The sequence below is a fragment of the Paraburkholderia phymatum genome, from assembly GCF_038900715.1.
Classification (GTDB): Bacteria; Pseudomonadota; Gammaproteobacteria; order Burkholderiales; family Burkholderiaceae; genus Paraburkholderia; species Paraburkholderia phymatum_A.
Genome location: NZ_JAYMRZ010000006.1, coordinates 100,692 through 127,157, shown reverse-complemented (window position 1 = coordinate 127,157; position 26,466 = coordinate 100,692). Strand labels below are relative to the sequence as shown.

Annotated in this window: 24 protein-coding genes and 1 pseudogene; 6 read left to right on the top strand and 19 right to left on the bottom strand. The window is 62.2% G+C overall.

Translation table 11 applies throughout. From position 1 onward, the window contains the following. Positions 1-8: 8 nt before the first annotated feature. The 12 genes from VSR68_RS13650 to VSR68_RS13595 form a co-directional block, all read right to left on the bottom strand. Positions 9-782, bottom strand: coding sequence for an ABC transporter ATP-binding protein (locus VSR68_RS13650; protein WP_342940354.1), 774 nt, complete (start codon positions 780-782; stop codon positions 9-11). Further along, a complete protein-coding gene (locus VSR68_RS13645; RefSeq protein ID WP_342940353.1) occupies positions 782-2,566 on the bottom strand; it encodes a branched-chain amino acid ABC transporter ATP-binding protein/permease in 1,785 nt (594 codons plus the stop codon). The genes VSR68_RS13650 and VSR68_RS13645 overlap by 1 nt, the downstream gene beginning before the upstream one ends. A gap of 4 nt (positions 2,567-2,570) precedes the next feature. Further along, positions 2,571-3,626, bottom strand: a complete 1,056-nt coding sequence (locus tag VSR68_RS13640) for a branched-chain amino acid ABC transporter permease (protein WP_342940352.1) — start codon at positions 3,624-3,626, stop codon at positions 2,571-2,573. Positions 3,627-3,846: 220 nt separating this feature from the next. Further along, entirely contained in the window at positions 3,847-5,007 is a 1,161-nt protein-coding gene (locus VSR68_RS13635; protein WP_342940351.1) for an ABC transporter substrate-binding protein, read from the bottom strand. Positions 5,008-5,275: 268 nt separating this feature from the next. Continuing rightward, positions 5,276-6,442: an ABC transporter substrate-binding protein gene (locus VSR68_RS13630; RefSeq protein WP_342940350.1), complete on the bottom strand. Its 1,167-nt coding sequence runs from the start codon at positions 6,440-6,442 to the stop codon at positions 5,276-5,278. 508 nt (positions 6,443-6,950) lie between these two features. Further along, complete coding sequence (locus VSR68_RS13625; RefSeq protein ID WP_342940525.1) at positions 6,951-7,922, bottom strand: branched-chain amino acid ABC transporter permease; 972 nt, start codon at positions 7,920-7,922, stop codon at positions 6,951-6,953. Further along, positions 7,922-8,806 carry a branched-chain amino acid ABC transporter permease gene (locus tag VSR68_RS13620; protein WP_342940349.1) on the bottom strand — a complete coding sequence of 295 codons (885 nt, stop codon included), beginning with the start codon at positions 8,804-8,806 and terminating at the stop codon, positions 7,922-7,924. Before VSR68_RS13620 ends, VSR68_RS13625 begins: the two co-directional genes overlap by 1 nt. Before the next feature lie 130 nt (positions 8,807-8,936). Further along, entirely contained in the window at positions 8,937-10,151 is a 1,215-nt protein-coding gene (locus VSR68_RS13615) for an ABC transporter substrate-binding protein (protein ID WP_342940348.1), read from the bottom strand. Positions 10,152-10,199: 48 nt separating this feature from the next. After that, positions 10,200-10,955, bottom strand: a complete 756-nt coding sequence (locus VSR68_RS13610) for an ABC transporter ATP-binding protein (protein WP_342940347.1) — start codon at positions 10,953-10,955, stop codon at positions 10,200-10,202. After that, the gene (locus VSR68_RS13605) at positions 10,952-11,731 is read right to left on the bottom strand and encodes an ABC transporter ATP-binding protein (RefSeq protein ID WP_342940346.1); all 780 of its coding nucleotides are present in this window, start codon (positions 11,729-11,731) and stop codon (positions 10,952-10,954) included. The genes VSR68_RS13610 and VSR68_RS13605 overlap by 4 nt, the downstream gene beginning before the upstream one ends. Positions 11,732-11,977: 246 nt before the next feature. Further along, complete coding sequence (locus tag VSR68_RS13600) at positions 11,978-13,702, bottom strand: choline dehydrogenase (protein ID WP_342940345.1); 1,725 nt, start codon at positions 13,700-13,702, stop codon at positions 11,978-11,980. 149 nt (positions 13,703-13,851) lie between these two features. Beyond that, positions 13,852-15,375, bottom strand: a complete 1,524-nt coding sequence (locus VSR68_RS13595; protein WP_342940344.1) for a CoA-acylating methylmalonate-semialdehyde dehydrogenase — start codon at positions 15,373-15,375, stop codon at positions 13,852-13,854. 159 nt (positions 15,376-15,534) lie between these two features. Here VSR68_RS13595 and VSR68_RS13590 point away from each other — a divergent pair, with 159 nt between their 5' ends. Together VSR68_RS13590 and VSR68_RS13585 are read left to right on the top strand one after the other, a co-directional pair. Then, on the top strand, positions 15,535-16,434 hold the full coding sequence (locus VSR68_RS13590) for a LysR family transcriptional regulator (RefSeq protein WP_342940343.1): 900 nt from the start codon (positions 15,535-15,537) through the stop codon (positions 16,432-16,434). A gap of 339 nt (positions 16,435-16,773) precedes the next feature. Beyond that, positions 16,774-17,304 (top strand): class IV adenylate cyclase, encoded by a 531-nt coding sequence (locus tag VSR68_RS13585; protein WP_342940342.1) that lies wholly within the window; start codon positions 16,774-16,776, stop codon positions 17,302-17,304. Between the two features lie 19 nt (positions 17,305-17,323). Here the strand turns inward: VSR68_RS13585 and VSR68_RS13580 are convergent, their stop codons facing one another. Beyond that, entirely contained in the window at positions 17,324-17,815 is a 492-nt protein-coding gene (locus tag VSR68_RS13580) for an Lrp/AsnC family transcriptional regulator (protein ID WP_087738562.1), read from the bottom strand. A gap of 144 nt (positions 17,816-17,959) precedes the next feature. On the opposite strand from VSR68_RS13580, the gene phhA reads away from it, so the two are divergent. Both phhA and VSR68_RS13570 read left to right on the top strand, forming a co-directional pair. Next, on the top strand, positions 17,960-18,850 hold the full coding sequence (gene phhA, locus VSR68_RS13575) for a phenylalanine 4-monooxygenase (protein WP_342940341.1): 891 nt from the start codon (positions 17,960-17,962) through the stop codon (positions 18,848-18,850). A gap of 95 nt (positions 18,851-18,945) precedes the next feature. Beyond that, positions 18,946-19,245, top strand: a complete 300-nt coding sequence (locus VSR68_RS13570) for a 4a-hydroxytetrahydrobiopterin dehydratase (RefSeq protein WP_428983503.1) — start codon at positions 18,946-18,948, stop codon at positions 19,243-19,245. Positions 19,246-19,367: 122 nt separating this feature from the next. Here VSR68_RS13570 and VSR68_RS13565 read toward each other — a convergent pair whose 3' ends face one another. Further along, a complete protein-coding gene (locus VSR68_RS13565; RefSeq protein WP_342940340.1) occupies positions 19,368-19,598 on the bottom strand; it encodes a DUF3717 domain-containing protein in 231 nt (76 codons plus the stop codon). Between the two features lie 116 nt (positions 19,599-19,714). Here VSR68_RS13565 and VSR68_RS13560 point away from each other — a divergent pair, with 116 nt between their 5' ends. Together VSR68_RS13560 and VSR68_RS13555 are read left to right on the top strand one after the other, a co-directional pair. Then, positions 19,715-20,401, top strand: a complete 687-nt coding sequence (locus VSR68_RS13560) for a response regulator transcription factor (protein ID WP_007581727.1) — start codon at positions 19,715-19,717, stop codon at positions 20,399-20,401. A gap of 251 nt (positions 20,402-20,652) precedes the next feature. Next, positions 20,653-22,152: a sensor histidine kinase N-terminal domain-containing protein gene (locus tag VSR68_RS13555; RefSeq protein WP_342940339.1), complete on the top strand. Its 1,500-nt coding sequence runs from the start codon at positions 20,653-20,655 to the stop codon at positions 22,150-22,152. A 56-nt stretch (positions 22,153-22,208) separates the two neighbouring features. Here the strand turns inward: VSR68_RS13555 and VSR68_RS13550 are convergent, their stop codons facing one another. From VSR68_RS13550 to VSR68_RS13530, 5 genes and pseudogenes are all read right to left on the bottom strand, one after another. Further along, positions 22,209-22,691 carry an SET domain-containing protein gene (locus VSR68_RS13550; RefSeq protein ID WP_090870666.1) on the bottom strand — a complete coding sequence of 161 codons (483 nt, stop codon included), beginning with the start codon at positions 22,689-22,691 and terminating at the stop codon, positions 22,209-22,211. Positions 22,692-22,955: 264 nt separating this feature from the next. Continuing rightward, entirely contained in the window at positions 22,956-24,068 is a 1,113-nt protein-coding gene (locus tag VSR68_RS13545) for an NADH:flavin oxidoreductase/NADH oxidase (RefSeq protein WP_342940338.1), read from the bottom strand. Between the two features lie 118 nt (positions 24,069-24,186). Beyond that, positions 24,187-24,902: pseudogene (locus VSR68_RS13540) on the bottom strand (MOSC domain-containing protein). Positions 24,903-24,919: 17 nt separating this feature from the next. Then, positions 24,920-25,633, bottom strand: a complete 714-nt coding sequence (locus VSR68_RS13535) for a glutamine amidotransferase (RefSeq protein ID WP_342940337.1) — start codon at positions 25,631-25,633, stop codon at positions 24,920-24,922. Between the two features lie 133 nt (positions 25,634-25,766). After that, positions 25,767-26,411 (bottom strand): MarR family winged helix-turn-helix transcriptional regulator, encoded by a 645-nt coding sequence (locus VSR68_RS13530; RefSeq protein WP_342940336.1) that lies wholly within the window; start codon positions 26,409-26,411, stop codon positions 25,767-25,769. Positions 26,412-26,466: the final 55 nt, after the last annotated feature.

Here is a 26,466-nt window from a genome sequence, read left to right as displayed (position 1 = left end):
TCCTGCGGCTACGCTACCTTTTTCGTAAGCCCCAGATACGTTTCGATCACACGCGGATTTTGCGCCAGCGCTTCGGCCTCGCCTTCCAGAGCCAGCTCGCCCGTTTCCAGTACGTAGCCGTAGTCCGAAATTTGCAGTGCAGCGCGTGCATTCTGCTCGATCAGAAGCGTCGCGACGCCAGTCTGTCGCAACGCGCTGATGATGTGGAAAATCTCCTTCACAATCAGCGGCGCCAAGCCGAGACTCGGCTCGTCCAGCATCAACAAGTCTGGCTTACCCATCAGCGCGCGACCGACCGCCAGCATCTGCCGCTCTCCGCCTGACAGCGTTCCCGCCGCCTGCTTGCGGCGTTCCTTCAAGCGCGGGAAAAGCTCGAACACGGGTTCAAGCTGATCCAGATAGTTGCGATCGCCGGCGCGCTTGCGACGATACGCGCCAAGCACGAGATTGTCTTCGACTGTCATCGTCGCGAACAACTCGCGCTTCTCCGGCACGAGACACATGCCGCGCGCCACGCGTTTTTCGACAGGCACAGCGCTCACGTCTTCGCCGTGATAAGTGATTGCGCCCTTTGCGTGCCCTGTCAGCGGCAGCGCGCCCATGATCGCGTTGAGCAGCGTCGACTTTCCCGCGCCGTTCGGACCGATCACGGTAACGATCTGACCGGGATGCACCGCAATCCTCGCGTTGTGCAGCGCTTCGACCTTCCCGTAGCGGACCGACAGGCCGCCCACTTCGAGAATCGGCTGCGTCGCGGCTTGATTCGTCGTTTGATTCTCCATCACTCCACCCCGCCCAGATAGGCTTCCAGCACGGCCGGATCGTTCTGCACATCCTGCGGAAGTCCTTCCGCGATCCGCGTCCCAAATTCCATCACCACCAGTCGGTCAGTGAGATTCATCACGAAGTCCATATCGTGCTCGACGAGCAGCACGCTCATGCCCTCCTCGCGCAGCTTGCGCAGCAACGTCGCCAGTTGTTGCTTTTCCTGGTAACGCAGGCCCGCCGCAGGCTCATCGAGCAACAGAAGCGTCGGGTCGCAGCAAAGCGCACGTGCAATCTCCAGAATCCGCTGCTTGCCGAGGGCGAGACTGCCCGCTTCGTCGTACATATGCTCTTCCAGGCCGACGCGACGGATCTGCCGGGCGGCTTCCGCCATCAGACGAGCCTCCTCTGCGGCGTTCAGGCGCGCCACGCTGCGCCAGACGCCGGCATGTCCGCGCAGGTGCGCGCCGATTGCGACATTCTCCAGCACGGTCATACCCGGCAGCAGCTTCACGTGCTGAAACGTCCGTCCGATGCCGCGCTTGACGATTTCACGTGAATTCAGCCGGTCGATACGTTCGCCGCGGAACGTGATCGCGCCGCTCGTCGCTTGCAGCACGCCCGTGACCAGATTGAACGTCGTCGACTTGCCCGCGCCATTCGGGCCGATCAGACCGATGATCTGCCCCGCCTTCACATCGAAGCTGACATCGTTCACGGCGACCAGACCACCGAACTGCTTGCGCGCCTTGTCGACGACGAGCAGCGCTTCGCCCGTCGCCGGCTTGCTGCGCTGCGGCAACGCATCCGCGTGATCGGGCACATGCGCGTGCGGGCCGCGAGGAAAGATCCGCGCGACGAACGGCCACACGCCCCGGCGAGCGTACTGAAGCAGCAGCACCATCAGAATGCCGAAGACAATGATCTCGAAGTTACCGTTCTCGCCGAGCAGCTTGGGCAGCAGCGTCTGCAGGTAATCCTGGAGCACGGTCAGAATGGCAGCGCCTAGCACTGCGCCCCAGACGTGCGCGACGCCGCCCACCACCGCCATGAACAGAAACTCGATGCCGTGGTTGAGACCGAACGGCGTCGGGTTCACCGCGCGCTGCAAATGCGCGTACAGAAAGCCCGAGATTGCCGCCAGCACCGCCGCATAGACGAAGATCACGACCCGCATCCACGCCGTATTGACGCCCATCGCCTCCGCCATCAGCCCGCCGCCACGCAGCGCACGGATCGCCCGCCCGGGACGGCTATTAAGCAGATTCTGAACGGACACGACCGCGCCGAGCACGACGATCCAGATCAGGTAGTAGATATGCCGGCCGGATTCGAGGTTGATGCCGAGCACATTCAGCACCGGAATTCCGTTGATCCCGTCGTATTTGCCGAGCATCTCCATGTTGCCGAACAGGAAGAACAGCGCGAGGCCCCACGCGATCGTCCCTAGCGGCAGAAAATGCCCCGACAGCCGCATCGTCACGGCCCCGAGCAGCAGCGCGATCAACGCCGTCAGAACGACGCCGGCGATCAGCGCAAGCCACGGCGAGACGCCGAACTGCGTCGTCAGATACGCGGTCGTGTAGGCGCCGACGCCGACGAACGCCGCCTGCCCAAAGCTCGTCATCCCGCCGATTCCCGTCAGCAGCACGAGACCGATCGCGACGATCGAATACAAACCGATGTAGTTCAGCAGCGTCACCCAGTACTCAGGCACGCGGATCGGCTGCGGCAGCACGGGCAACGCGAACATCACCACGAGGAACAGCCAGAAGAACTTGCTTTGCATGATGCGTTTCATCGCGTCACTCCTCCTCTTCTTCCGCGTGCGGGCTGGCGAGACTCCGCCAGAGCAGCACCGGAATGATCAGCGTGAACACGATCACTTCCTTGTACGAGCTGGCCCAGAACGACGAATACGACTCCAGCAACCCGACGAGTATCGAACCTGCCGCAGCCAGCGGATAACTGACGAGCCCGCCGATAATCGCCCCGACAAAGCCCTTCAAACCGATCAGGAAGCCCGAGTCGTAGTAGATCGTCGTGAGCGGCGCGACGAGAATCCCGCACAGCACGCCGAGGCCTGCCGCAAGCGTGAACGCGAGGCGCCCGGCCTGCGTCGTGCCGATGCCGACGAGCCGCGCGCCGAGCCGGTTCACCGACGTCGCGCGCAGCGCCTTGCCCGAGATCGAGCGGTCGAAGTACACGTACAGCACACCGATCAGCACGACGGCCACGCCGACCACCCACACGCTCTGCCCTGAGATCGACATGCTGCCGACGTTGAACGTGGCATCTGTGAACGCGTTGGTGCGGGAGCCTTCCGCGCCGAACATCACGAGCCCGAGGCCGACCATCGCGAAATGCACGGCCACCGACACGATCAGCAGCAGCAGCGTCGTCGCTTCGGCAACGGGCTCGTAGGCGAGGCGATAGACGAAGGGCCCCATCGGCACGACGATCAGCAGCGTCAATGCGATCTGCGCGATCATCGGCAACGGCTGCATGAATGCGCCGCGCGTGATCGCATAGACGGCGACAGGGAACAGCAGATATTTGCCCACCAACGTCACGAGCGTGCGCGCCGCGTGACGCCGCCGCTCTGCATGCCGCGCCATGCCCGTCACTTCGACGACGAAGCATGCAAGCCCCATCGCCATCAGCAGCCAGCAGGTCGCCGGAAACTTCTGCGTCTGCAACGCGGCGAGCGTCAGCGCACCGTACGAAACGAACTCCCCTTGCGGGATGAAAATGGCGCGCGTCACGGAAAACACCAGCACCAACGCGAGCGCGAGCAATGCGTAGATCGCGCCCGTCGTGATGCCGTCCTGCGCGAGGATCGCCGCAATTGATAGATCCATACTTCCTCGTCCTGGAACGTCGAAATCGAAACTGAGAAACAGAGAGAATCGGCTGAGCGACTCACTAACCGTGAAGCGAAGCCGCAGTTCATAAAACAACTGCCGCGCCTGAGAAAACGACGCGGCAGAGCTTGCCATTGTTATCGACCAGAAATGGCCGCGTGACTTAAGAGACGTCGTGCTGCCTCATTGCCACGCGTTGCGAGAGATGCGCGCCTTCTTAGTCGTTCTGAAGTTTCCACTTGCCATCGGAGATTTCGACGATCACGCGTGCGCGCTTGTCGAGACCGTTGTGGTCGGTGGCGGTCGTGTTCATGATGCCGTGCGCGAGTGGCAGATCCTTGACGTTCTCGAGCGCATCGCGCAGCGCTACGCGGAATGCTTCCGTGCCCGGCTGGCCCTTCTTCAGCGCTTCGGGAATCGCGCGCTGGAGCATCTGGCCCGCATCCCACGCATGACCGCCGAACGTCGCGACGGAGCCCGCGCCATACGCCTTCTCATAGGCATTCTTGTACGCTTCCGACGACTTCTTCACCGGGTTCGAATCGGGCAGCTGATCCGCGACGAGAATCGGGCCTGCGGGCAGCAATTCGCCCTCGCAATCCTTGCCGCACACGCGCAGGAAGTCGTTGTTCGCGACGCCGTGCGTCTGATAGATCTTGCCCTTGTAGCCGCGCTCTTTCAGCGCCTTCGCCGGCAGTGCCGACGGCGTGCCCGAACCCGCGATCAGCACGGCATCCGCATTCGATGCAACGATTTTCAGCACCTGCCCCGTCACCGACGCATCGGTGCGGTTATAGCGCTCGTTTGCCACGAGCTTCAGATGATGTGCATTCGCTGCCTGGCTGAACACCGTGTACCAGTTCTCGCCATACGCATCCGCGAAGCCGATGAACGCAACCGACTTCACGCCGTGCTTTTCCATGTAGTCGGCGATTGCATCGGCCATCAAGCCATCGTTTTGCGGCGTCTTGAATGCCCATGTGCGCTTCCCGTCCATCGGCGAAATGATGGCAGCCGATGCCGCGAGCGAGATCATCGGCGTCTTGCCTTCGGCGATCGGGTCGAGCATCGCGAGCGAATTCGGCGTCACCGTCGAGCCGATGATCGCATCGACGTGATCTTCGTCGATCAGCTTGCGCGTGTTCTGCACTGCGCGGCTCGTATCCGATGCGTCGTCGAGCACGATGTATTGCACGCTCTTGCCTGCGATCTCCTTCGGCAGCAACGCAATCGTGTTCTTCTCCGGTATGCCGAGCGATGCGGCCGGTCCCGTCGTCGACAGCGTGACGCCGATCTTCACTTGCGCCATCGCTCCCGTCGCGCCGCAAACGAGCGCCATTGCAATCGCGGAACGGACCCACTTCTTTGTCGTTTTCATTGCATGTCTCCAAACGCTTTAAATGCGTGTCGTAATCCAGTTCGAGAACCGGGTAACTGAATCTAGTTATCGGGTATAAGCCTGCCAAGCATGGTTTTCCCTGCTCGTTGCAATTGCGTCAAAGCCAGGCTTTACCGCTTTAGTTGTCTCCCCTGTCAATCAGAGTGAAGCTGCACTGCTTTATTCGATTCATCTCGCGTGCAATAAAAAAGACGCGTCAACTGCCCGCGTCTTTTTGAATGAATTCGAATTCGTTAATTCGCCTCGCTCAGTCGGAAGCAAGCTTCCATTTGCCGTCGACGATTTGCACCATCACGCGCGCCCGCTGATCGAGACCCGCGTGATCGCTCGCGCTCATGTTGAAGATGCCGTGCGAGCCCGGCATGTCCTTCGTGCTTTCGAGCGCGGCACGCAGTGCTTCACGGAATTGCGGCGTGCCCGGCTGGCCCTTCTTCAACGCGACGGGAATCGCACGTTGCAGCAGCAGGCCGGCGTCCCACGCATGGCCACCGAAAGTCGAAATCGAACCCGCGCCATTCGCGCTTTCATAAGCGTGCTTGTATGCGAGCGATGCCTTCTTCACAGGATTCGAATCGGGCAATTGATCGGCGACCAGCAGCGGACCCGCAGGCAGATACGTGCCCTCACAGTCCTTGCCGCATACGCGCAGGAAATCGTTGTTCGCGACGCCATGCGTCTGATAGTACTTGCCCTTGTAGCCGCGCTCGCGCAGCGTCTTTTCCGGTAGCGCGGCCGGTGTGCCCGCGCCGGCGATCAGCACGGCATCCGGGTTCTGCGACATCATCTTGAGCACCTGGCCCGTCACCGACGCATCGTTGCGCGCGAAACGTTCATTCGCGACGACCTTGATCTTCGCGAGGTCGGCGGCCTTGCCGAATTCCTTGAACCAGCTCTCGCCATACGCATCCGAGAAGCCGATGAAGGCCACCGTCTTCACGCCGTGATTCGCCATATGCTGCGCAATGGCCGTCGCCATCAGGATGTCGTTTTGCGGGGTCTTGAAGACCCACGAGCGCTTTGCATCCATCGGTTCGACGATCGTCGCCGCCGCTGCCATCGAGATCATCGGCGTTTGCGTTTCGTTCGCGATGTCGATCATCGCCAGCGAGTTCGGCACGACGGTCGAGCCGATCAGCGCGTCGACATGATCTTCACTGGTGAGCTTGCGGGCGTTCTTGACGGCTTGCGTCGAATCGGTTGCATCGTCGAGCACGATGTAGTCGATCTTCTGGCCCGCGATTTCCTTCGGCAGCAACGCGCTGGTGTTCTTCTCCGGAATGCCGAGCGAGGCCGCCGGCCCCGTTGCCGACACTGTCATGCCGATTTTCACGTCCGCCCATGCCGCGCCGCTGTACGTTGCGCACACGCCTGCCGCGACCAGTGCCGCGCTGATCCAACGCAATGCCGACTTCATTCCGCTCCTCTATGCCCCGATGTTCGAGTTGATTCGAATACGTTGAAATGCCGACCCGATGGTCAGCGAATGGCGAGTGTAGCGGACGCATACTACGCGCGGCAAGCGGTTTGAAGGCTTTGAATCTTTGGGGGAAATGCTGCGGAGAACGCGTGCGAGGGCGCCAGAATTACAATGCGGCGCGAGGGCCGAGCATGCGCTATTAAAGCGATCGATTTCGGATGCGGAAAGTAAAAAGCGCTGTTGGACTAGATCCAACAGCGCTTTTGTATGGGCACTGAGTGCCTCATTGTCTCCTCGTTCTCCACCTGCAAAATTCGGTGCATCAGAACTGTGTGAAGATTAAACGGGGACGGTTACACGGGCAACTAGCATTTACCCTAGTGGTGCAGTGCCGCACAAAATTGGGGCGCGTTCCTGTAGTTTCGCTTCGTTTTCGGCGCAAATCAGCCGAGTTATACGATTGATTTGCGATTGATCTGGACCCCGAATCAATTTCAGTCACCGCTCAGGCCCGGAGCGGTTTGAAGCGCTGAACGATCTCGCCGACGATGCCGCGCCTGAACGCCAACACGCAGAGAATGAAGATGATGCCCATCACGATCGTCGCGGACTCGCCGAGCGAATGAAACCAGTCGACGCCCGTCACCGACGCAATTGCACCGCCGATATCGCCGAGCCGGTCTTCGAGCGCGACGATCAGCGCGGCGCCCAGCAGCGGCCCGAACAGCGTGCCCATGCCACCGACCAGCGTCATCAGCACGACGAGGCCTGACATCGTCCAGTATGCGTCGCCGAGCGTTTCGAAGCCGAGCACGAGCACCTTCAGCGCGCCGGCAAGACCCGCCAGACCCGCCGACAGAACGAACGCGAGCAGCTTGAAGCGATTGGTGTCGTAGCCCAATGAGATCGCACGCGGCTCGTTCTCCTTGATCGCGATCAGCACCTGCCCGAACGGTGAATGCACGATGCGCACGATCAGCAGAAACGCCAGCACCATCACGACGAGCACGATGAAGTACAGCGTCAGGTCCGACGAAAGGCTCAGCGCGCCGAACAGCTTGCCGCGCGGCACGCCTTGCAGGCCGTCTTCGCCGTGCGTGAACGGCGCTTGCAGGAACACGAAGTACACCATCTGCGCGAGCGCAAGCGTCACCATCGCGAAGTAAATGCCCTGACGACGAATCGCGAACAGGCCGACGACCAAACCCAGCAGCGTCGCCGCCGCCGTACCCGCAATCACGCCGAGTTCGGGTGACAGGCCGACCGTCTGGATCGTGTAGCCGGTGATGTAGCCGGCCGTCGCCAGGAACATCGCGTGGCCGAACGACAGCAGGCCCGTATAGCCGATCAGAAGATTGAACGCGGCCGCGAACAGCGCAAAGCACAGCACCTTCATCACGAACACGGGATATGCGCCGGCAAACGGCGCGACGATGAGCGCGATCAGCAGCAAACCATAGAGCGCTTTTCTCTGCATCATTTTTCCTTGCCGAAGAGACCCGCCGGACGCACGAGCAACACGAGCGCCATGATCACGAAGACCACGGTCGCCGACGCTTCCGGATAGAACACGCGCGTGAACCCTTCGATCACACCGAGCAGCAGGCCCGTGAGAATCGAGCCCATGATCGAGCCCATCCCGCCGATAACGACGACAGCGAACACGGTGATGATCATCGGCTGGCCCATCAGCGGCGAGACCTGGATCACGGGTGCAGCGAGCACGCCTGCAAACGCGGCCAGCGCGACGCCGAAGCCGTACGTCAGCGTGACCATCACCGGCACGTTCACGCCGAATGCCTCGACGAGCTTCGGGTTCTCCGTGCCCGCGCGAAGGTACGCGCCGAGGCTAGTCTTCTCGATCACGAACCACGTTGCGAAACACACGACCAACGACGCGAACACGACCCACGCGCGATAGTTCGGCAGGAACATGAAGCCGAGATTGGTCGCGCCTGCAAGCAGCGAAGGCACGTCGTACGGCTGACCCGACGAACCGTAGATCGACCGGAACACGCCTTCGACGACCAGTGTGAGACCGAACGTGAGCAGAAGGCCATAGAGGTGATCGAGCTTGTACAGCCAGCGCAGCATCGAGCGTTCGATCAACACGCCGAACAGCCCGACGATCAGCGGCGCAAGGACGAGCATCACCCAGTACGGCAGACTGAAATACGACAGGCCCATCCACGTGAGCATCGCGCCCAGCATGAACAACGCGCCGTGTGCGAAGTTGATCACGTTGAGAAGACCGAAGATCACGGCCAGTCCCAGACTCAGGATCGCGTAGAACGAACCGTTCACGAGTCCGAGCAGCAGCTGGCTGAGCATCGCCGGTAGCGGAATGCCAAAGATATCCATTGAAGCCGTCGTCAAAGTGAAAGCGGCATGCACGCGTCAGGCCTGCGAAGGCCCGACACGTCCAGCACGCAGAACATCGACGCCTGCTTCGTCTACATGAACGAGACGGGCAGGCGCTCCTCGGCGCCGCTTACTTCCACAGTGCGCAGCGCGTTTCCTGCTTCGTCGTAAAGGCCTGTTCCCCCGGAATCGTGGCGGTGATCTTGTAGTAATCCCACGGCTCCTTCGACTCGGCCGGCGTCTTCACCTGCATCAGGTACATGTCGTGGATCATGCTGCCGTCCTGACGGATGTAGCCCTTTGCATAGAAGTCGTCGATCTTCTGCTTCTTTAGTTGCGCCATCACCTTGTCGGCGTCCGTCGAACCGACCGTCTGCACGGCCTTCAGGTAGGTCATCGTCGCCGAATAGTCTGCCGCCTGCAGGCTCGACGGCATCTTCTTCATCTTGTCGAAGTAGCGCTGCGCCCACTTGCGCGTGGTGGCGTCCTTGTTCCAGTACCAGCTGTCTGTCAGCACGAGGCCCTGCGTCGTTTCGAGGCCGAGGCTGTGGATATCGTTGATGAAGATCAGCAACGCAGCGAGCTTCATCGACTTCGTGATGCCGAATTCCTTCGCGGCCTTGATCGCGTTGATCGTGTCGCCGCCCGCGTTCGCGAGGCCTAGGATCTGCGCCTTCGATGCTTGCGCCTGCAACAGGAACGACGAGAAGTCCGATGCCGACAACGGGTGACGCACAGCGCCGACCACCTGGCCGCCATTGGCCTTGACGACGTCGCTGGTCGCCTTTTCGAGCGCCTTGCCAAACGCGTAGTCAGCCGTCAGGAAGTACCACGTCTTGCCGCCCTGCTTCGTCACCGCCGAGCCGGTGCCCTTCGCGAGCGCCGTCGTGTCGTACGCATAGTGAATCGTGTACGGCGTGCACTGCTCGTTCGTGAGCGTATCGGCGCCCGCGCCGACGCTGATGTACACCTTGTGCTTTTCGCCCGCGACCTGGTTCATCGACAGACCCGTCGCCGAGTTCGTACCGCCGACCAGCATGTCGACGCCGTCGCGGTCGAACCATTCACGCGCGCGCGAAGCGGCGATGTCAGCCTTGTTCTGATGGTCCGCATACACGACCTGGATCGGCTTGCCGTTCACCTTGCCGCCGAAATCCGCCACTGCCATGCGAATGGCTTCGAGACCGCCCTGCCCGTCGATGTCGGCATAAAGACCCGACATGTCGGTGATGAAACCGATCTTCACTGCATCGTCGGCAGCCCGCGCGCTGCCCGCCGTCAATGCGACGCTTGCGGCAGCCGCAAAACAGATTGACGTGAGTCGCGCGAGTGTCTTCCTTTTCATTACTGTCTCCTTCTTTCTGCGTTGTGGTTGTCAGAGGCAATCAGGTGCTTACACCCCGAGAAGATCGTGCAGCACCGGCATTTTGCTTTCGAGCTCCTTGGCGCCGAAGTGCTCGACGATGCGTCCATGCTCCATCACATAGAAACGATCGGCGAGCGGCGCCGCAAAGCGGAAGTTCTGTTCGACCATGACGATCGTATAGCCGCGCGCTTTCAGCGTCACGATCATGCGGGCGAGGGCTTGCACGATCACAGGCGCAAGACCCTCGGAGATTTCATCGAGCAACAGCAGGTTCGCGCCCGTACGCAGAATGCGCGCGACAGCGAGCATCTGTTGCTCGCCGCCCGACAGACGCGTGCCCTGGCTCATCCGCCGTTCCTGGAGATTGGGAAACATCTGGTATATCTCGTCGACGGACATCATCAACGACTTGTCGCCAACGGGTGGCGGCAGCAGCAGATTTTCCTCGCACGACAGGCTCGAAAAAATGCCGCGCTCTTCCGGGCAATAACCGACGCCGCAATGAGCGATTCGATGCGTCGGCATCGAAATCGTTTCGCGCCCGCCGACACGGATCGATCCCGTGCGGCGCCCCGTCAGGCCCATGATCGAGCGCAGCGTCGTGGTGCGGCCGGCGCCATTGCGGCCGAGCAGCGTGACGACTTCGCCGCGGCTCACGGTCAGATCGACGCCGTGCAGAATGTGCGATTCCCCGTACCACGCCTGCAGGCCGGCGATTTCCAGCGCCGGTTCGCCGTTCACTGCGCTGACTGCCGTGTTTTCCTGTTCGCTCACTGTGCTCATGCATGCGCTCCGGCAAGCGCCGCGTCCGCACTGCCCATATAGGCTTGCATGACGAGCGGATTCTTCGATACTTCCGCGTACGTGCCTTCGGCGAGCACCTCGCCGCGTTGCAGGACGGTAATCGTGTCGGAGATGCCGGCAATCACATTCATGTTGTGTTCGACCATCAGGATCGTGCGACCGCTCGATACTTTTTTGATCAGCGCAGTCACGCGGTCGACGTCTTCGTGACCCATGCCTTGCGTCGGTTCATCGAGCAGCATCAGTTCAGGTTCCATCGCGAGCGTCGTCGCGATTTCGAGCGCGCGCTTGCGGCCATACGACAGTTCGACGGTGCGCACGTCGGCGAAATCGGTCAGACCGACCTGCGTCAGCAAATCGATTGCGCGGTCATCGAGTTCACTCAACGTGCGCTCGCTCTTCCAGAAATGAAATGCCGTGCCCAACTGACGCTGCAAGCCGATGCGCACATTCTGCAATGCCGTCAGATGCGGAAATACAGCGGAGATCTGGAATGAACGGATGATGCCGCGGCGCGCGATCTGCGCCGGACGCTCGCCCGTGATGTCGACGCCGTTAAAGACGATCTGACCCGCAGTGGGCACGAGAAATTTGGTGAGCAGATTGAAGCAGGTGGTCTTGCCTGCACCGTTCGGCCCGATAAGCGCGTGGATAGAACCACGCTTGACGCGAAGGTTCACACTGTTGACTGCGGTAAAACCCTTGAACTCACGTGTGAGCCCGCGCGTTTCGAGTATCGTATCGCCGAGAATCATGTTCCCTTCCATGCGAAGTAAGGCGAAGCACTACGAGTTTTATTTCGCGCGAGGATTCGGCGCGACTGTTGATTGGCGAAAACATCCCCGAGCCAATCGTGGCGTGGTGCACCAACGCGGACGGTGATCCATGCCGCACCACGCAGCATGGGTGCCATTGTCTCGCCAATGATGCAGCGCAATCATTGGGATTTGCACTTAGTGTTTAATGCGACCTTCGCCGAATGAAACGTTAAACGTTGCGTGTCATGCAACGGACATCGTAGACGCGGTGTGCGTTTCGATCGTGACAGCGTCTCTTCGTGCGCGACGGTCAGCGCGAATCATGTCGCTCGCGCGCTCGGCGATCATCAACGTCGGCGAGTTCGTGTTGCCCGATGTAATGGTCGGCATCACGGATGCATCCACGATGCGCAGCCCTTCGACACCTAGCACACGCAAGCGGCTGTCGACTACAGCGCCTGGATCATCGGCCGTGCCCATGCGGCACGTGCCGACAGGATGAAAGATGGTCGTGCCGACATTGCCCGCGGCGGTCTGCAATTCTTCCTCGGTCTGAAACTGAATGCCGGGCAGGATTTCTTCTGGCTTGTATCGCTTCAACGCAGGCGCGGCCGCGATACGGCGCGTGAGACGCAATGCATTAGCAGCCACATGACGGTCGTAATCCGTCGACAGATAATTCGGCGCGATCAACGGTGGCGCATGCGGATCGCGCGACTCGATGTGAATGCTGCCACGCGATGTAGGCCGCAAATGACACACGGATGCCGTGAACGCATTGAAGCGATGCAGCGGCTCGCCGAACTTGTCGAGCGAAAGCGGCTGCACGTGATACTCGAGGTCGGGACGCGTGAGCGATCCGTCGTCGACATCGGACTTCGCGAACGCACCGAGTTGCGACGGCGACATCGACATCGGCCCGCTCTGCATCAACAGATATTGCAGGCCGATCATCATCTTGCCCCACCAGTGCGCCGAGGCCGTGTTCAACGTGCGCACGCCGTGAACCTTGTAGGCCATGCGCAACTGCAAATGGTCCTGAAGATTTTCGCCGACGCCGCGCAGATCATTCACGACGTCGATGCCCAGATTCTGCAAACGCGCGCCGTTACCAATGCCCGACAGCTCGAGCAGTTGCGGCGAGTTCACCGCGCCCGAACTCATGACGACTTCGATGCGCGCCTTCGCGATGTACTCGACGTTGTCGCCGCGATATTCGACACCCACGCAGCGCTTCCCTTCGAACACGACGCGCTGCGTATGCGCGCCTGTGATGATGGTGAGATTCGGCCGTTTCATAGCAGGCCGCAAAAACGCCTTCGACGCGTTCCAGCGAATGCCCCGCTTCTGGTTCACATCGAAGTAGCCGACGCCCGTGTTGTCGCCGCGATTGAAATCGTCGGTGGCGGGAATACCCGTTTCCTGCGCGGCTTCGGCGAACTTCTCAAGAATCTTCCATTTGAGGCGCTGCTTTTCGACGCGCCATTGACCGCCCGCTCCGTGAAATTCGTTCGCGCCGCCGTGGTGATCTTCGCTGCGCTTGAAGACGGGCAGCACGGCATCCCACGACCACGACGCATCGTTCGTCACACGCGCCCACTCGTCGTAGTCTTCGCGCTGGCCGCGCATGTAGATCATGCCGTTGATCGACGAGCAGCCGCCCAATACGCGGCCACGCGGATACGACAACGCGCGTCCGTTGAGCCCGGGTTCCGCGCGCGTTTTATAGAGCCAGTCAGTGCGCGGATTGCCGATGCAATAGAGGTAGCCGACGGGCACATGAATCCAGTGGTAATCGTCCTTGCCGCCTGCTTCGAGCAGCAGCACCGTGACGTCGGGATCTTCGCTCAGGCGATTGGCTAGCACGCAGCCCGCCGTGCCCGCGCCGATGATGATGTAGTCGAACTCGCCTTCGAGTTTTCTTGCACTCGTTGCGCTCGTTGCGCGCGATTCTGCTGTCGTGCTCACCCTTGTCTCCTTCGCATGGCCACGTTGCATGGCATCTCGTTGCGGTTTGGGCGTTCGGTGTGTCTGCGGCTTTCTTTTTCTACTGTGTCGTGCGGCATTGCCCTCGAACGAGGACAATGCCTTTGCGCTGCTATTGCACTGAGGCCGCCTTACTTCGCGACTGGCATCGTGAACTCAGCGCCCTTCGCGATGCTGTCCGGCCAGCGCTGCATCACGCTCTTGTAGCGCGTATAGAAGCGCACGCCTTCTTCGCCATACGCATGGTGATCGCCGAACAGCGACTTCTTCCAGCCGCCGAACGAGTGCCACGCCATCGGCACGGGAATCGGCACATTGATGCCGACCATGCCGATCTGAATCTGCCGCGAAAACGCACGCGCGACGCCGCCATCCGACGTGAAGCACGACACGCCGTTCGCGAACTCGTTCTTGTTGATCAGCTCGACGGCCGAAGCGAAATCGGGCACACGCACGACGCACAGCACCGGACCAAAGATCTCTTCGCGATAGATCTTCATGTCGGTCTTCACGTTGTCGAACAGCGTGCCGCCGAGGAAGAAGCCCTTCTCGTGACCGGGCACCTGATGACCGCGTCCATCGACGACGAGTGTCGCGCCTGCGTCGATACCGGCATCGATATAACCCGACACTTTCTGACGATGCGCGGCCGTGACGAGCGGACCCATCTCAGCTTCGGCTTCCATGCCGTTCATGATCTTCAGCGACTTCACGCGCGGCGTGAGCTTCCCGATCAGTTCGTCTGCGATATGACCGACTGCGACGGCCACCGAAATCGCCATGCAGCGCTCGCCGGCCGAACCATAGGCCGCGCCGATCAGCGCATCGACAGCCTGATCGAGATCGGCATCCGGCATCACGACGAGGTGATTCTTTGCGCCGCCCAGCGCCTGCACACGCTTGCCGTGCTTCGTGCCTTCCGTGTAGATGTATTCCGCGATCGGCGTCGAGCCGACGAACGACAGCGCGCTCACATCGGGATGAGCAAGCAGCGCATCGACGGCCACCTTGTCGCCATGCACGACGTTGAATACGCCGTCCGGCAAGCCTGCTTCCTTCAGCAGTTCGGCAAGACGGTTCGATGCAGAAGGATCGCGTTCCGACGGCTTCAGCACGAATGTATTGCCGCACGCGATGGCGACGGGGAACATCCAGCACGGCACCATCATCGGGAAATTGAACGGCGTGATGCCCGCGACGACACCCAGCGGCTGACGCAGATTCCAGTTGTCGATGCCGCCGCCGATCTGATCGGTGAAATCGGTCTTTAGCAGATTTGGAATGCCGCACGCGAACTCGACGATCTCGATGCCGCGCATCACTTCGCCCTTCGCATCGGAGAACACCTTGCCGTGCTCGCGCGTAATCAGTTCCGCGAGCTCGTCGTGGTGACGGTCGAGCAATTCCTTGAACTTGAACAGCACGCGTGCGCGTTTGATCGGCGCCGTTTCGCTCCATGCGGGAAACGCGGATTTGGCGGCGGCGACGGCCGCATCCACTTCGGCGACGCTCGCGAGCGGCACGCGCGACGTCACATCGCCCGTCGCCGGATTGAACACGTCGCCGAAGCGCTGGCTCGTGCCATCGACGGGATGCCCGTTGATCATATGCGTCAACGCGCGCGCTTGCGCCCGGGTCTGATCGGTCTCGCTCATGGTGTCTCCTGGTTTGCGGAAGGTTGTGCTTTTGGATGGTCGATGCTGCGGCGCAATGCCTGCGGCCCCTCACGTCATCATCCAAGCGTAATCGGCAAACGCCCCCCGAATCCAATGAGTAATGCTCAACTGCGATATAAGGCGCGTTAATATCAGTGGATGGACCTGACCTTGCTGCGAGCATTCGCAACGGTCGCGCGACAAGGCAATCTGACGCGCGCCGCGGCGCAATTGCATCTGACCCAACCGGCCGTCAGCCTGCAGATCAAGAATCTGCAGGCCGCGCTCGGCGTGACGCTTTTCACGCGCACGTCGCATGGGCTGGCGCTCACGCGCGATGGACAGGCGCTGCTGCCGCACGCGGAGCGCGCGCTCGCGGCCGCCGGCGACGTCGAACGCGCGGCGGCCACGCTGCGCCAGGAAGTGCGCGGGCGGCTGCGTATCGGCACGATTCTCGACCCGGCGTTTCTGCGGCTCGGCGGCTTTCTGAAGCAGCTCGTCGAAACGTGGCCGCATATCGAAACGCAGTTGCGGCACGGGATGTCGGGCTGGGTGCGCGATCAGGTGCGAGCGGGCGAACTCGACGTCGGCTATTACATCGGCCAGCCCGCCGACGATGAAGCGCGCGACGGCGCGATCTTCCATGCCCTCACGCTGACGCACTTTCAGTATCGCGTGCTAGCGCCCGCCGGCTGGAAGGATCGCGTGAAAGGCGCGCGCGACTGGCGCGCGCTCGCCGCGCTGCCGTGGATCTGGACGCCGCCTGCGTCCGCGCACAACCGGCTGCTCACGCGCCGCTTCGCCGAGGCGGGCGTCAAGCCGATCAAAGTCGCCGAAGTGGACCAGGAACCGTCGATGCTCGATCTCGTCAAATCGGGCGTCGGGCTCACGCTCGCGCGCGATTCGACGGCGCTCGCCGAAGCGCACGCGCATGCGCTGACGATCGTCGAAGGCGTGACGGTGCCGACCGAACTGACGTTCATCACGCTCGCCGCGCAGAAGGACGAGCCGGCGATCGCCGCGGCGTTGAAGCTGATCGAACAGCAGTGGTCGACCTGAGCAGCGAGCGCATGAGGGGCGCATGACTCGTCGCATCGCGCGATATCAGCCGACCTCATGACACTGCGGCATTTTCAGCGTCTTCGCGCACCAATTGAGAACCCATCGAGCACCCTTCAGGCGCCGTGGCCTTTAACTACATCGTCATGAGCTTTTTGCTAGATTGACGCTTTGCCGTTTTCCCGCTGTTCCTGGAATTCGCTTCAAATCACGCCTTCAAATCCAGATCCCTTTTGGCCCTGACGGGCCTCTGACGATCGGCGGGCGCACCCGGCTCATCGAGGCAGGCGGTCCCGTCGTCAGAAGCCGTTCACTCTCACCTTCCGACAGGAGCTTCACATGGCACGCAACATCGAAATCAAGGCCCGCGCCCAGCAATTCGAGCAGCTTCGCGAGCGCGCCGCAGCCCTTTCGCCTGACGCTCCGCTGATTTTCCGCCAGCAGGACTTCTTCTATGACGTGCCGCGCGGCCGTCTGAAGCTGCGCCAGTTCGACGACGGCACGCCTGCCGAGCTGATCTTCTATCAGCGCGACGACCGCGACGGCCCGAAAGCGTCGTACTACACGCGCAGTCCGGTGACGAACCCGGAGGCGATGCACTCGCTGCTCGCCACCGCGCTCACGACGCGCGGCATCGTCACGAAGGAGCGCCACGTCTATATCGTCGGACGCACGCGGATTCATCTGGATCGCGTCGACGGCCTCGGCGATTTCGTCGAACTCGAAGTCGTGCTCGCGCAGGATGACGACGAAGAAGGCGGCGAGGCCGAAGCGCACGCGATGTTCGCGAAGCTCGGCGTGCCGGAATCGGATCTCGTCGCGGTCGCGTATGTGGATATGCTGAATGATGAGCCGTTGAAGGCCGCCTGACCCACGAAAGGCCCGCCCGTCAAGCGGCTGGCGCGCCCGGCGCCAGATGGCCGAGCGGCAGTGGGCCGTTGCGCTTGAACGTCGTCAGCACGATGTTCGAGCGCACGCTGTCGACGCCCGGCACGCGCATCAGCTTCTTCATCACGAACGACGACAGCGCGTTCAGATCCGGCGCCACGATGCGCAGCAGATAGTCTGCATCGCCGACCACGGCATGACATTCCAGCACCTCGGGCAGCACGTCGATCTGCTGCTGGAACTGCTCGATGATCGAATCGCCGTGATGCTTGAGCTTCAGGCTGGTGAATGCCGTCACGCCGAGCCCGAGCTTTTCCGGCCGCAGCACGACGCGATAGCCGTCGACGACGCCGATCGCCTCAAGCCGCTGCAAGCGCCGCCCGATCTGCGACGGCGACAGCGGCACCTGCTCGCCGAGTTGCTGGTGCGTCGCGCGCCCGAAGCGCTGTAGCACGTCAAGAAGCGCCAGATCGAAGTGATCGAGCTCTACCATGTGATTTCTCCGCATCCTTTAGCTATTCGATGCACGATTATCGCATCTAATGGCCATATCGCGCCCAACTTGCGCCCTTTCCGCGTCCCGCCCGCTCTACACTTGCACGGCCTAATTTCCCGACCGAAGCAGGTGCTGCAAGCCATGTCCGTCCCAAACACCGCGAAACTCAAGGAGCAATTCGACGCCGGCCTCGAAACCCGCGCGGACTTCACCATCGACCAGCCGATGCATCGCTATGGCGCGGTCGATCACGCGGTATGGAAGCAGCTCTATACGCGGCAGACGGCGCTGCTCAAAGGGCGAGTCTGCGACGAGTTCCTTGAAGGCGTCGAGCGCCTGAATCTGTCGCCGGAAAGCGTGCCGTCGTTCGATGCGATCAACGAGCAGTTGATGCCCGCAACCGGCTGGCGAATCGTCGCCGTGCCGGGCCTCGTGCCGGATCAGGTGTTCTTCGAGCATCTGGCGAACCGCCGCTTTCCCGTCACCTGGTGGATGCGCCGCCCCGATCAGCTCGACTATCTGCAGGAGCCTGACTGCTTTCACGATCTGTTCGGCCATGTGCCGCTGCTGATCAACCCCGTTTTCGCCGACTACATGCACGCGTACGGCCGCGCGGCCCTCGCCGCGCGCGATGCGAACGCGTTGCCGCTGCTCGCGCGCCTCTACTGGTACACGGTCGAGTTCGGCCTGATCCGCGATGCAGCGAGCCCGAACGGCGTGCAAATCTACGGCGCGGGGATCGTGTCGAGCAAGGGAGAAACGCTCTACAGCCAGCAAAGCGACGCGCCGAACCGCATCGCGTTCGACCTCGAGCGCGTGATGCAGACGCAATACCGGATCGACACGTTCCAGAAGACCTACTTCGTCATCGACGATTTCTCGCAGCTGTTCGACGTCGCGCGCACCGACTTCGCGCCGCTGCTGGCAAGGCTCGCCGACGCAGCGCCGCTTCCGGCAGGCGAAGTACGCGCGACGGATCGCGTCGTCACGCGCGGCACGGGCGAAGGCTGGGCGACGGACGGCGACGTCTGACGCAGCGCGCTGCAGCGCACGTTCAACCGTGAAAAAATAGAACGAATCCGCGCGCAGGCGCTGCGCCGACGCGCACGCTCTCAACAGGTGACACGATGACGATCCAGAAACTTTCTTCCAATGACCGCGCGACACAGGTCGCGCAACTGAACGGCTGGCAGAACGTCGAAGGCCGCGACGCGATCACGCGGCAATTCAAGTTCGCCGACTTCAACGAAGCATTCGGCTTCATGACGCGCGTCGCGATCAAGGCGCAGGAGATGGACCATCACCCTGAGTGGTTCAACGTCTACAGCAATGTCGAGATCACGCTGTCGACGCACGATGCGAACGGAATCACCGAGCGCGATATCCGCCTTGCGCGTTTTATCGACGAAGTGGCAAGCCGGAAATAACGCGGGGGATTAATGCGAAAACGATGCGCGGAGGGTTGATCCGAAGAAAGCAAACCGCGCTCGAAAATACAGATGAAAGCCCGAAGTGAAAGCCTTTTGCAGGTCATCAGGCGACCAAACCTTCACTTCGTTAGGCCGTTTTTAATGGACACGTAAGAATCCCACGCGGCGCGCGCATTCTCGTCCAAACCTTCCTGCGTCAGCGTGGTCTGACGCTGTACAATCATCAGCGCATACGGCTTGGAGAGCGCGCTTGCCTCCTTGCACAGAACGAGTTCGTCGCCGCTCGAAGGCGAGCGGGTACGCCAGAAATTGATCGCGGCTTCCAGTTCGTAGATCGTAATATCGGACATGGCTTGCTGATCTGTCGAAGGCCGTATCGAACGGCACGTCGCACGGCATTCTGTGCAGCAGGCGCCCCGGCGAACCGCGTGCCTCATGCCTAACCCATTGTACTTGAGCGAAATCCATGCGACTCCTTCTGATCGAAGATGACCGCCCAATCGCACGCGGCATCCAAAGCAGTCTCGAACAAGCCGGCTTTACCGTCGACATGGTCCACGACGGCATCTTCGCCGAACAGGCCCTCACGCAAAACCGCCACGAACTCGTGATCCTCGATCTGGGCTTGCCCGGCATCGACGGCATGACGCTGCTCTCGCGCTTCCGTCAGAGCAACCGTCATACGCCCGTGATCGTGCTGACCGCGCGCGATGAGCTGAACGACAGGGTGCAAGGCCTCAACTCCGGCGCCGACGACTACATGCTGAAGCCGTTCGAGCCCGCCGAACTCGAAGCACGCATTCGCGCCGTGATGCGCCGTAGCGGGCCGCACGGCGACATGCCGCGTCCCGAAGTGTCGCTGGGCGGCGTGCGTCTGTCGGGCGTCGATCGCCGCATCTTCAACGACGACAAGCCGCTCGAACTGTCGCCGCGCGAATTCGCCGTGCTCGAAATGCTGCTGCTGCGCCACGGCCGCGTCGTCAGCAAGGCGCAGTTGCAGGATCACCTGACGCATTTCGGCGGCGATCTCGGCGATACGGCCATCGAGGTCTATGTGCACCGGGTGCGCAAGAAACTGGAGAACTGCCGCGTCGAGATCGTCACGGTGCGTGGCTTCGGCTATCTGCTCCAGGAAATCCGACAGGCGTCATAATTGTCGTCAGACCGTCTGGTCTGACGGCGTCCGGGCTGTCCGACAGGCGACCGCGAGCGCATCCCAATGCGCGGCGGTCGCCTGTGCCATTCAGCCCGGCAGCGGCCAGCCAGGATCGCGCGAGCCTCGCGTTGCACATGTGATGCATCTCGCGCGACCCGTCGAGCGTGCGCCGCTGAAACCCGCCGTTCAAACGCGTGCTGACGCTGCCGATCGTCCGTCGGCACCAGCCTTTTATCGCGGGTTCGATCATGCCCTATCCCGCCGCGAATAGCCTGCGCCGCCAGCTGCTGCGCCGGCTCGCCGCTCCGCTTTCGCTGCTCGCGCTGATGAGCGGCCTCATCGCGTACTGGCTCGCGTGGCAATACACGCAGCACGTCGTCGACCGTTCGCTCGCCGATCTCGCGACGGCCATTTCGAAGCAGATCCAGATCGCCGGTCCCGATGCGCCGATCACGGTGCCACCGCTCGCGCAGGCGATGTTCTCCGATCCCGTCGAACAGCTGGTGTACCGGATCAGCACGGGCGATGCCGAAATCGCCGGCGATCCGAAGCTGCCGCTGCAAGGCACGAACGTGAGGCGCATGCACTACGCGTATGTGTTCGAAACGCAGCACGAGGGCACGGCCGTCCGCGTCGCACAAGTACGCGTCGATCAGCCGACGGGCAATCCTGTCGTCATCGAAGTCGGACAGCCTGTGCGTCACCGCTTTCGCATCGCCGCCGAGTTTCTGATCGCGATCATGATGCCGCTGCTGCTTCTGCTGCTCGCCGGCTGGGTCATCGTGTGGCGCGTCGTGAACCAGCAGCTCAATCCCCTCACCGACCTCGCCGATTCGCTGAACCGGCAGACACACACGTCGCTCGAACCCGTCGACGAAACTTTCGTTCCCGTCGAAATCCGTCCGCTGACGGGCGCGCTGAATGGTCTGCTCGACCGCCTGAAAAGCGCGCTCGACGCGCAGCGCAAGTTCATCGCGGACGCCGCACATCAGCTGCGCACGCCGCTCACCGCGATCAAGCTGCATGCGGAGCAGGCGGCCATCGCACGCGATCCGCAGCAGACGCTCGCGGCCGTCAAGGAACTGCGCGCGGCCGCCGATCGCGCGGTACGTCTGTCGAACCAGCTGCTGTCGCTGGCGCGCGCCGAGCCTGGCGAACAGGCCGCGCGTTTCGTCAATCTCGATGTCGCGTCGCTCGCCTTCGACACGGGCGCCGAATGGGTGCCGCGCGCGCTCGCCGTGCATGTCGACCTCGGTTTTCAACGGCTCGACGATCCGTCGAACGATCATCCGCTGGTTGCGCGCGGCAATCCCGTGCTGCTGCGCGAAGTGATCGCGAATCTGCTCGATAACGCGCTGAAGTATGTGCCGCCATCGCGGCTCGACGGCGCACGCATCACGATGACCGTCTCGCAGACCGTGGTGGATGGCGTCGCGATGGCGGAAGTCACGGTCGAGGACAACGGCCCCGGTGTGCCGCCGAAACAGCAGCCGGATCTCTTCAAGCGCTTTTTCCGCGGCGACGGCCAGGGGCAGAGCGACGGGAGTGTCGATGGCGGCGCGGGTCTCGGCCTGGCGATCGTGCACGACATCATGGTGCTGCATCGTGGCAGCGTCCACTATGAAGACACGCCTGAAGGCGGCGCGCGCTTCATCGTGCGCCTTCCCGTTGCGACGGGTGCGGTGCTGGCCGACCGCGAGCCCGTGCGCGACACAAAAAAACCGGCGCATGCGCCGGTCGATCCGTGATGACTGTCCGATAACGGGATCGTGAACGCGCTGCCTTCGTCACGGCAGCGCGCCACTCACTTTTTCTTCTTCGACTTCTTCTCGCTTTTCTTGTCCGGCTCGGCGAGCATCGTGCCCCGGCATTTGCGCGCGCCGCAGCGGCATTCGTATTCTTTCTTCAGCTTCTTCGTCTGCCGCGCGTCGATCACGAGCCCGTAGTCGTAGAACAGTTCTTCGCCGGCGCCGATATCGCGCAATGCGTCGATATACACGTGGCCGTCGATTTCTTCCGCCTCGCAATTCGGCGCGCACGAGTGGTTGATCCAGCGCGCGCTATTGCCCTTCACCTTGCCGTCGATCACGTCCCCGTTGTCGAGCGCGAAGTAGAACGTGTGATTCGGTTCGTCCGGATTGTGAGGATGGCGCCGCAACGCTTCCTTCCACGAGATCCGTTCGCCCTTGTATTCGATCAGGCGCTCGCCGGCTGCGATCGGTTCGAGTGCAAACACGCCTTTGCCGTGCACGCCCGATTGACGCACAGCGATCCTGCGTGAACTCATTGAATCAATCCTTTGTAGAACGTTGGGTGAGCAAGCTCTTGTTCGGCGCTGCCGCCGCGCTGTGTGCCGCGTCCGTCATGCTGGTTTTCTGACGCGGATAGCAAACGCGGCGCCGTGCTGGCGCCGCGTCGACATGTGATGCACGAAGCGTCACAACCGAAATCGTACACGGATGATGCGGCTTCGTTCAACCGTCAAACGTAGACATCCGCAATTGCGGCGAACGGTTCGCGGCAAAATCCTGCGCGCGGAAACGCAAACAGGTCAGCGCTGACCGAACGAGATGTCACCGAACAGCGTCTTCTGATCGCGCGGTTGCGAGCGCCAGTATTGCGGCGGGGCATCGACGCTCGCGCCGAGCTTTGCGGCCGCGTGCCACGGCCAGCGCGGATCGTAGAGCATCGCGCGCGCCATCGCGACGAGATCCGCATCGCCGTGTTCGATCAGGCCGTCGGCATGCTCAGGGTCCGTGATGAGGCCGACTGCGATCGTCGTCATGCCCGTCGCCGCCCTCACCGCTTTCGCGAACGGCGCCTGATAGCCGGGCTCGAGCGGAATCTTCTGCAACGGCGACACGCCACCCGACGACACGTCGATCCAGTCGCAACCGCGCTTCTTCAACTCGTGCGCAAACGCGATCGTGTCGTCGATCGTGATGCCGCCCTCGACCCAATCGATCGCCGACACGCGCACACCGACGGGCTTGTCGGCGGGAAACGCGGCACGCACGATGTCGAAGATTTCGAGTGGAAAACGCATGCGGTTTTCGCGCGAGCCGCCGTATTCGTCGGTGCGCTGGTTGGCGAGCGGCGATAGGAACTGATGCAGCAGATAGCCGTGCGCGGCGTGTACTTCGAGCGCATCGATGCCGAGACACGCCGCACGGCGCGCCGTCGCTGCAAACGCTTCACGAATGCGATTGAGGCCTGGGTTGTCGAGCGCAAGCGGCGGCTCTTCGCCAGCCTTGTGCGGGAGCGCCGACGGCGCGTGCGGCAGCCAGCCTCCTTCGGCGACGGGAATCAGTTGCCCGCCGTCCCACGGCACGTGACTCGATGCCTTGCGGCCCGCATGCGACAGCTGCATCGCCACATGCACTTTCGAATGCTTGCGAATCGCGGCGAGCACGGGCTTCAGCGCTTCTTCCGTCACGTCGTCCCACAGGCCGAGATCGGCGGGTGTGATGCGGCCATCGGGCTCGACGGCCGTCGCTTCGATGCACAGCATGCCCGCCCCTGACAACGCGAGATGGCCGAGGTGAATCATGTGCCACGCGGTCGCTTCGCCGCGTTCGGCCGAGTACTGACACATGGGTGACACGACGATCCGGTTTGGCAGCGTCACGCTACGCAGCGTGAGCGGAGTGAAGAGAGCGCTCATGGCTTGGGATGCCCCGTTCAAACTCAAGAGCGATCGAGGATAGCACCCGGTCCGATTTGCTGCAGACGCAGGCTGCTTCGCCGCCGTCATGCCGGAGCCGCGCGGCAAATGAATTGAATCAGCGTTGAGCGGCGGGTGTATCGAGGCGCTTCGTCCACGATTCGACCTGGCCGCTTGCGATGCGCCTGATCGCGATCTTCCGCCACGAAGCCGTGAGCGTATCGAGCTTCGCCATGCCTTCGAGCGCGCGCAGCTCATCGCGATCGACGTACAGCACGCGCAACAGACGCTCGACGGTCCACTCGGCATGAGGACGTGCAAGCCGTTCGATCGTATCGCCCGCGCCATCTCACCGGCTTCGAGCACGCGGTAGTACCAGCCGGTACGGCGCGTGTCCTGCACTGCGCGCGACATGTCCGCGCGGCCGAAACGCAGGTTCAGCTTCCAGCATGGCTGTCGCGGCTGCGACACCTGCACGATCGCGCCGCCGATCCTATACACGTCGCCGACGCAGACGTTCGTTTCCGTCATGCCGCACGTGCTGATGTTTTCGCCGAACGCGCCGGGGCCATCGAGCCGCGCGAGACCGCACTCGCCCGCCTGCCATTGCGCGCGCCACGCCGCGTAGTGATCGAACGCATAGTGATGCAGCGCCTGTTCGGGGCCGCCGTGATGCTTGAGTTCGGCTTGCTGGTCGCCTTCGAGTCCCGTTTCGCCGAGCCACACGCGCCCTTCGACGGGCGTCTTGCCGATTGCGCTCGTCTTGCCATGCTCGCCGAGTGGCGCAATCTTGCCGGTCAGCACGGCATCGACGGTAAAAACGCGGTTATCCACAGCGGTCTATTGGAAATTCAGGACTTCGTTGCGAGCTGATCGAGCCATTCCCCGAACATCGTGCACGCCGCGGCTTCCAGCGTCGGGCCGTGCATCGCCGTATCGGCACGCAGCTTGCGCACGTCGAGGCCATGCCCTGCAATTTCACCCGCATTGCCAATCAGCCACGGCTCGAATCGGTCGGTGCGGATTTCCGGATGGCATTGCAGGCCAAGCACGTGCTTGCCCCATGAGAACGCCTGGTTCTGGCAGGCAGGCGTCGATGCGAGATGCACCGCGCCTTGCGGAAGATCGAATGTATCGCCGTGCCAATGAAGCATCGACGTGTGCGCCCCATCGAGATGGCGCAGCGGCGAACGCTTGCCCGCGTCGGTGAGCGTCAGCGGCGTCCAGCCGATTTCGGTGTTGCCCGATGGATAGACGCGCGAGCCGAGCACGCGCGCGATCAGTTGCGCGCCAAGACAGATGCCGAGCGTCGGCAAGCCGGCCGCGATGCGCTTTTCGATCATCGCGACGAGCGGCCCGAGCGTCGGGTAACGGTCGTCGTCATACGCGCTGATCGGGCCGCCGAGAATCACCATCAGCGACGGCAGCACAGGGTCCGGCGCCTCGATGCGCGCGAAACCGACGTCGAGATAACGGACGGGGCGCCCCCGGTCGCCGAGCACCCGTTCGAGACTGCCCAGATCCTCGAAGTGCACGTGGCGTATGGCCAGAACTTCGTGATTCATCGGCAAATCCCACCATCAGGTTGACTAAACACGCCGAACGACGCGGCGCAAGACACGTCGCCTGCCGATGCATGGGCGACGCGCGCTCAGCCGGCGCCGATCGATCGGCGGCCGGCTTCGCAGTTTAGCCGACTCAAGCTTGCTGCGCGAAGATCTTCCAGGTCTTTTTCTGCGTGGCGGCGTCGGCCGTTTCGTGCACCGAGCAGTCCAGACGCAGATCGGTGTCCGCCATCGACAGATCGAGCAGTATGCAGCGATGCGGCGTTTTCTTCGGGTTCTTGCTCGGTTCGAAATGCGTGCATGTGACGCACATCCGGTGCGGCGGGATATGGCCTTGCACTTCGAGCTGGCGCACGGTCTTCAGCAGCGTGCGATAGAACGTCGATTGTTCTTCGTCGCGCAGCGTGCCGACCGCCTTCGCGAGGAAGTCGGGCCATTGCGCAGCTCGCTTGGCCGCGGTGCGGCCGCGCGCCGTCAAACGCACGGCGAGCGCGCGTCCGTCGTCGAGGGCGCGGCGCTTTTCGACGAGGCCCTTGCTTTCCAGTGTGCTCACGGCATCGCTCGTGGTCGCGGCCGTCAGCGCCGTTTCACGGGCGATTTCGCCGAGACGCATCGGCCCCTTGCGCTGCATCAGCAGCACGAGAATCTCGCCTTGAGTCGGCGTCAAACCCGCGCCTTCCGCCCACTCCCATGCCTGGCTCCGCATCGCCGTGCTGAGTCGCAACAGGCTGTGGGTCACCCGCCCGGTTGCCTGCTCTCCGTATACGCCTTCGCTCATAGTCTTTCGTTCGTTTGTTGACTGCATGCCGTTGCGCGTCGACATCCGATCTGCG

Excerpts from the sequence above, each read along its gene's own strand:
- VSR68_RS13650 (WP_342940354.1), bottom strand. The coding sequence starts at position 782 with ATGGAGAATCAAACGACGAATCAAGCCGCGACGCAGCCGATTCTCGAA.
- VSR68_RS13645 (WP_342940353.1), bottom strand. The coding sequence starts at position 2,566 with ATGAAACGCATCATGCAAAGCAAGTTCTTCTGGCTGTTCCTCGTGGTG.
- VSR68_RS13640 (WP_342940352.1), bottom strand. The coding sequence starts at position 3,626 with ATGGATCTATCAATTGCGGCGATCCTCGCGCAGGACGGCATCACGACG.
- VSR68_RS13635 (WP_342940351.1), bottom strand. The coding sequence starts at position 5,007 with ATGAAAACGACAAAGAAGTGGGTCCGTTCCGCGATTGCAATGGCGCTC.
- VSR68_RS13630 (WP_342940350.1), bottom strand. The coding sequence starts at position 6,442 with ATGAAGTCGGCATTGCGTTGGATCAGCGCGGCACTGGTCGCGGCAGGC.
- VSR68_RS13625 (WP_342940525.1), bottom strand. The coding sequence starts at position 7,922 with ATGCAGAGAAAAGCGCTCTATGGTTTGCTGCTGATCGCGCTCATCGTC.
- VSR68_RS13620 (WP_342940349.1), bottom strand. The coding sequence starts at position 8,806 with ATGGATATCTTTGGCATTCCGCTACCGGCGATGCTCAGCCAGCTGCTG.
- VSR68_RS13615 (WP_342940348.1), bottom strand. The coding sequence starts at position 10,151 with ATGAAAAGGAAGACACTCGCGCGACTCACGTCAATCTGTTTTGCGGCT.
- VSR68_RS13610 (WP_342940347.1), bottom strand. The coding sequence starts at position 10,955 with ATGAGCACAGTGAGCGAACAGGAAAACACGGCAGTCAGCGCAGTGAAC.
- VSR68_RS13605 (WP_342940346.1), bottom strand. The coding sequence starts at position 11,731 with ATGATTCTCGGCGATACGATACTCGAAACGCGCGGGCTCACACGTGAG.
- VSR68_RS13595 (WP_342940344.1), bottom strand. The coding sequence starts at position 15,375 with ATGAGCGAGACCGATCAGACCCGGGCGCAAGCGCGCGCGTTGACGCAT.
- VSR68_RS13590 (WP_342940343.1), top strand. The coding sequence starts at position 15,535 with ATGGACCTGACCTTGCTGCGAGCATTCGCAACGGTCGCGCGACAAGGC.
- VSR68_RS13585 (WP_342940342.1), top strand. The coding sequence starts at position 16,774 with ATGGCACGCAACATCGAAATCAAGGCCCGCGCCCAGCAATTCGAGCAG.
- VSR68_RS13580 (WP_087738562.1), bottom strand. The coding sequence starts at position 17,815 with ATGGTAGAGCTCGATCACTTCGATCTGGCGCTTCTTGACGTGCTACAG.
- phhA (WP_342940341.1), top strand. The coding sequence starts at position 17,960 with ATGTCCGTCCCAAACACCGCGAAACTCAAGGAGCAATTCGACGCCGGC.
- VSR68_RS13570 (WP_428983503.1), top strand. The coding sequence starts at position 18,946 with ATGACGATCCAGAAACTTTCTTCCAATGACCGCGCGACACAGGTCGCG.
- VSR68_RS13565 (WP_342940340.1), bottom strand. The coding sequence starts at position 19,598 with ATGTCCGATATTACGATCTACGAACTGGAAGCCGCGATCAATTTCTGG.
- VSR68_RS13560 (WP_007581727.1), top strand. The coding sequence starts at position 19,715 with ATGCGACTCCTTCTGATCGAAGATGACCGCCCAATCGCACGCGGCATC.
- VSR68_RS13555 (WP_342940339.1), top strand. The coding sequence starts at position 20,653 with ATGCCCTATCCCGCCGCGAATAGCCTGCGCCGCCAGCTGCTGCGCCGG.
- VSR68_RS13550 (WP_090870666.1), bottom strand. The coding sequence starts at position 22,691 with ATGAGTTCACGCAGGATCGCTGTGCGTCAATCGGGCGTGCACGGCAAA.
- VSR68_RS13545 (WP_342940338.1), bottom strand. The coding sequence starts at position 24,068 with ATGAGCGCTCTCTTCACTCCGCTCACGCTGCGTAGCGTGACGCTGCCA.
- VSR68_RS13535 (WP_342940337.1), bottom strand. The coding sequence starts at position 25,633 with ATGAATCACGAAGTTCTGGCCATACGCCACGTGCACTTCGAGGATCTG.
- VSR68_RS13530 (WP_342940336.1), bottom strand. The coding sequence starts at position 26,411 with ATGAGCGAAGGCGTATACGGAGAGCAGGCAACCGGGCGGGTGACCCAC.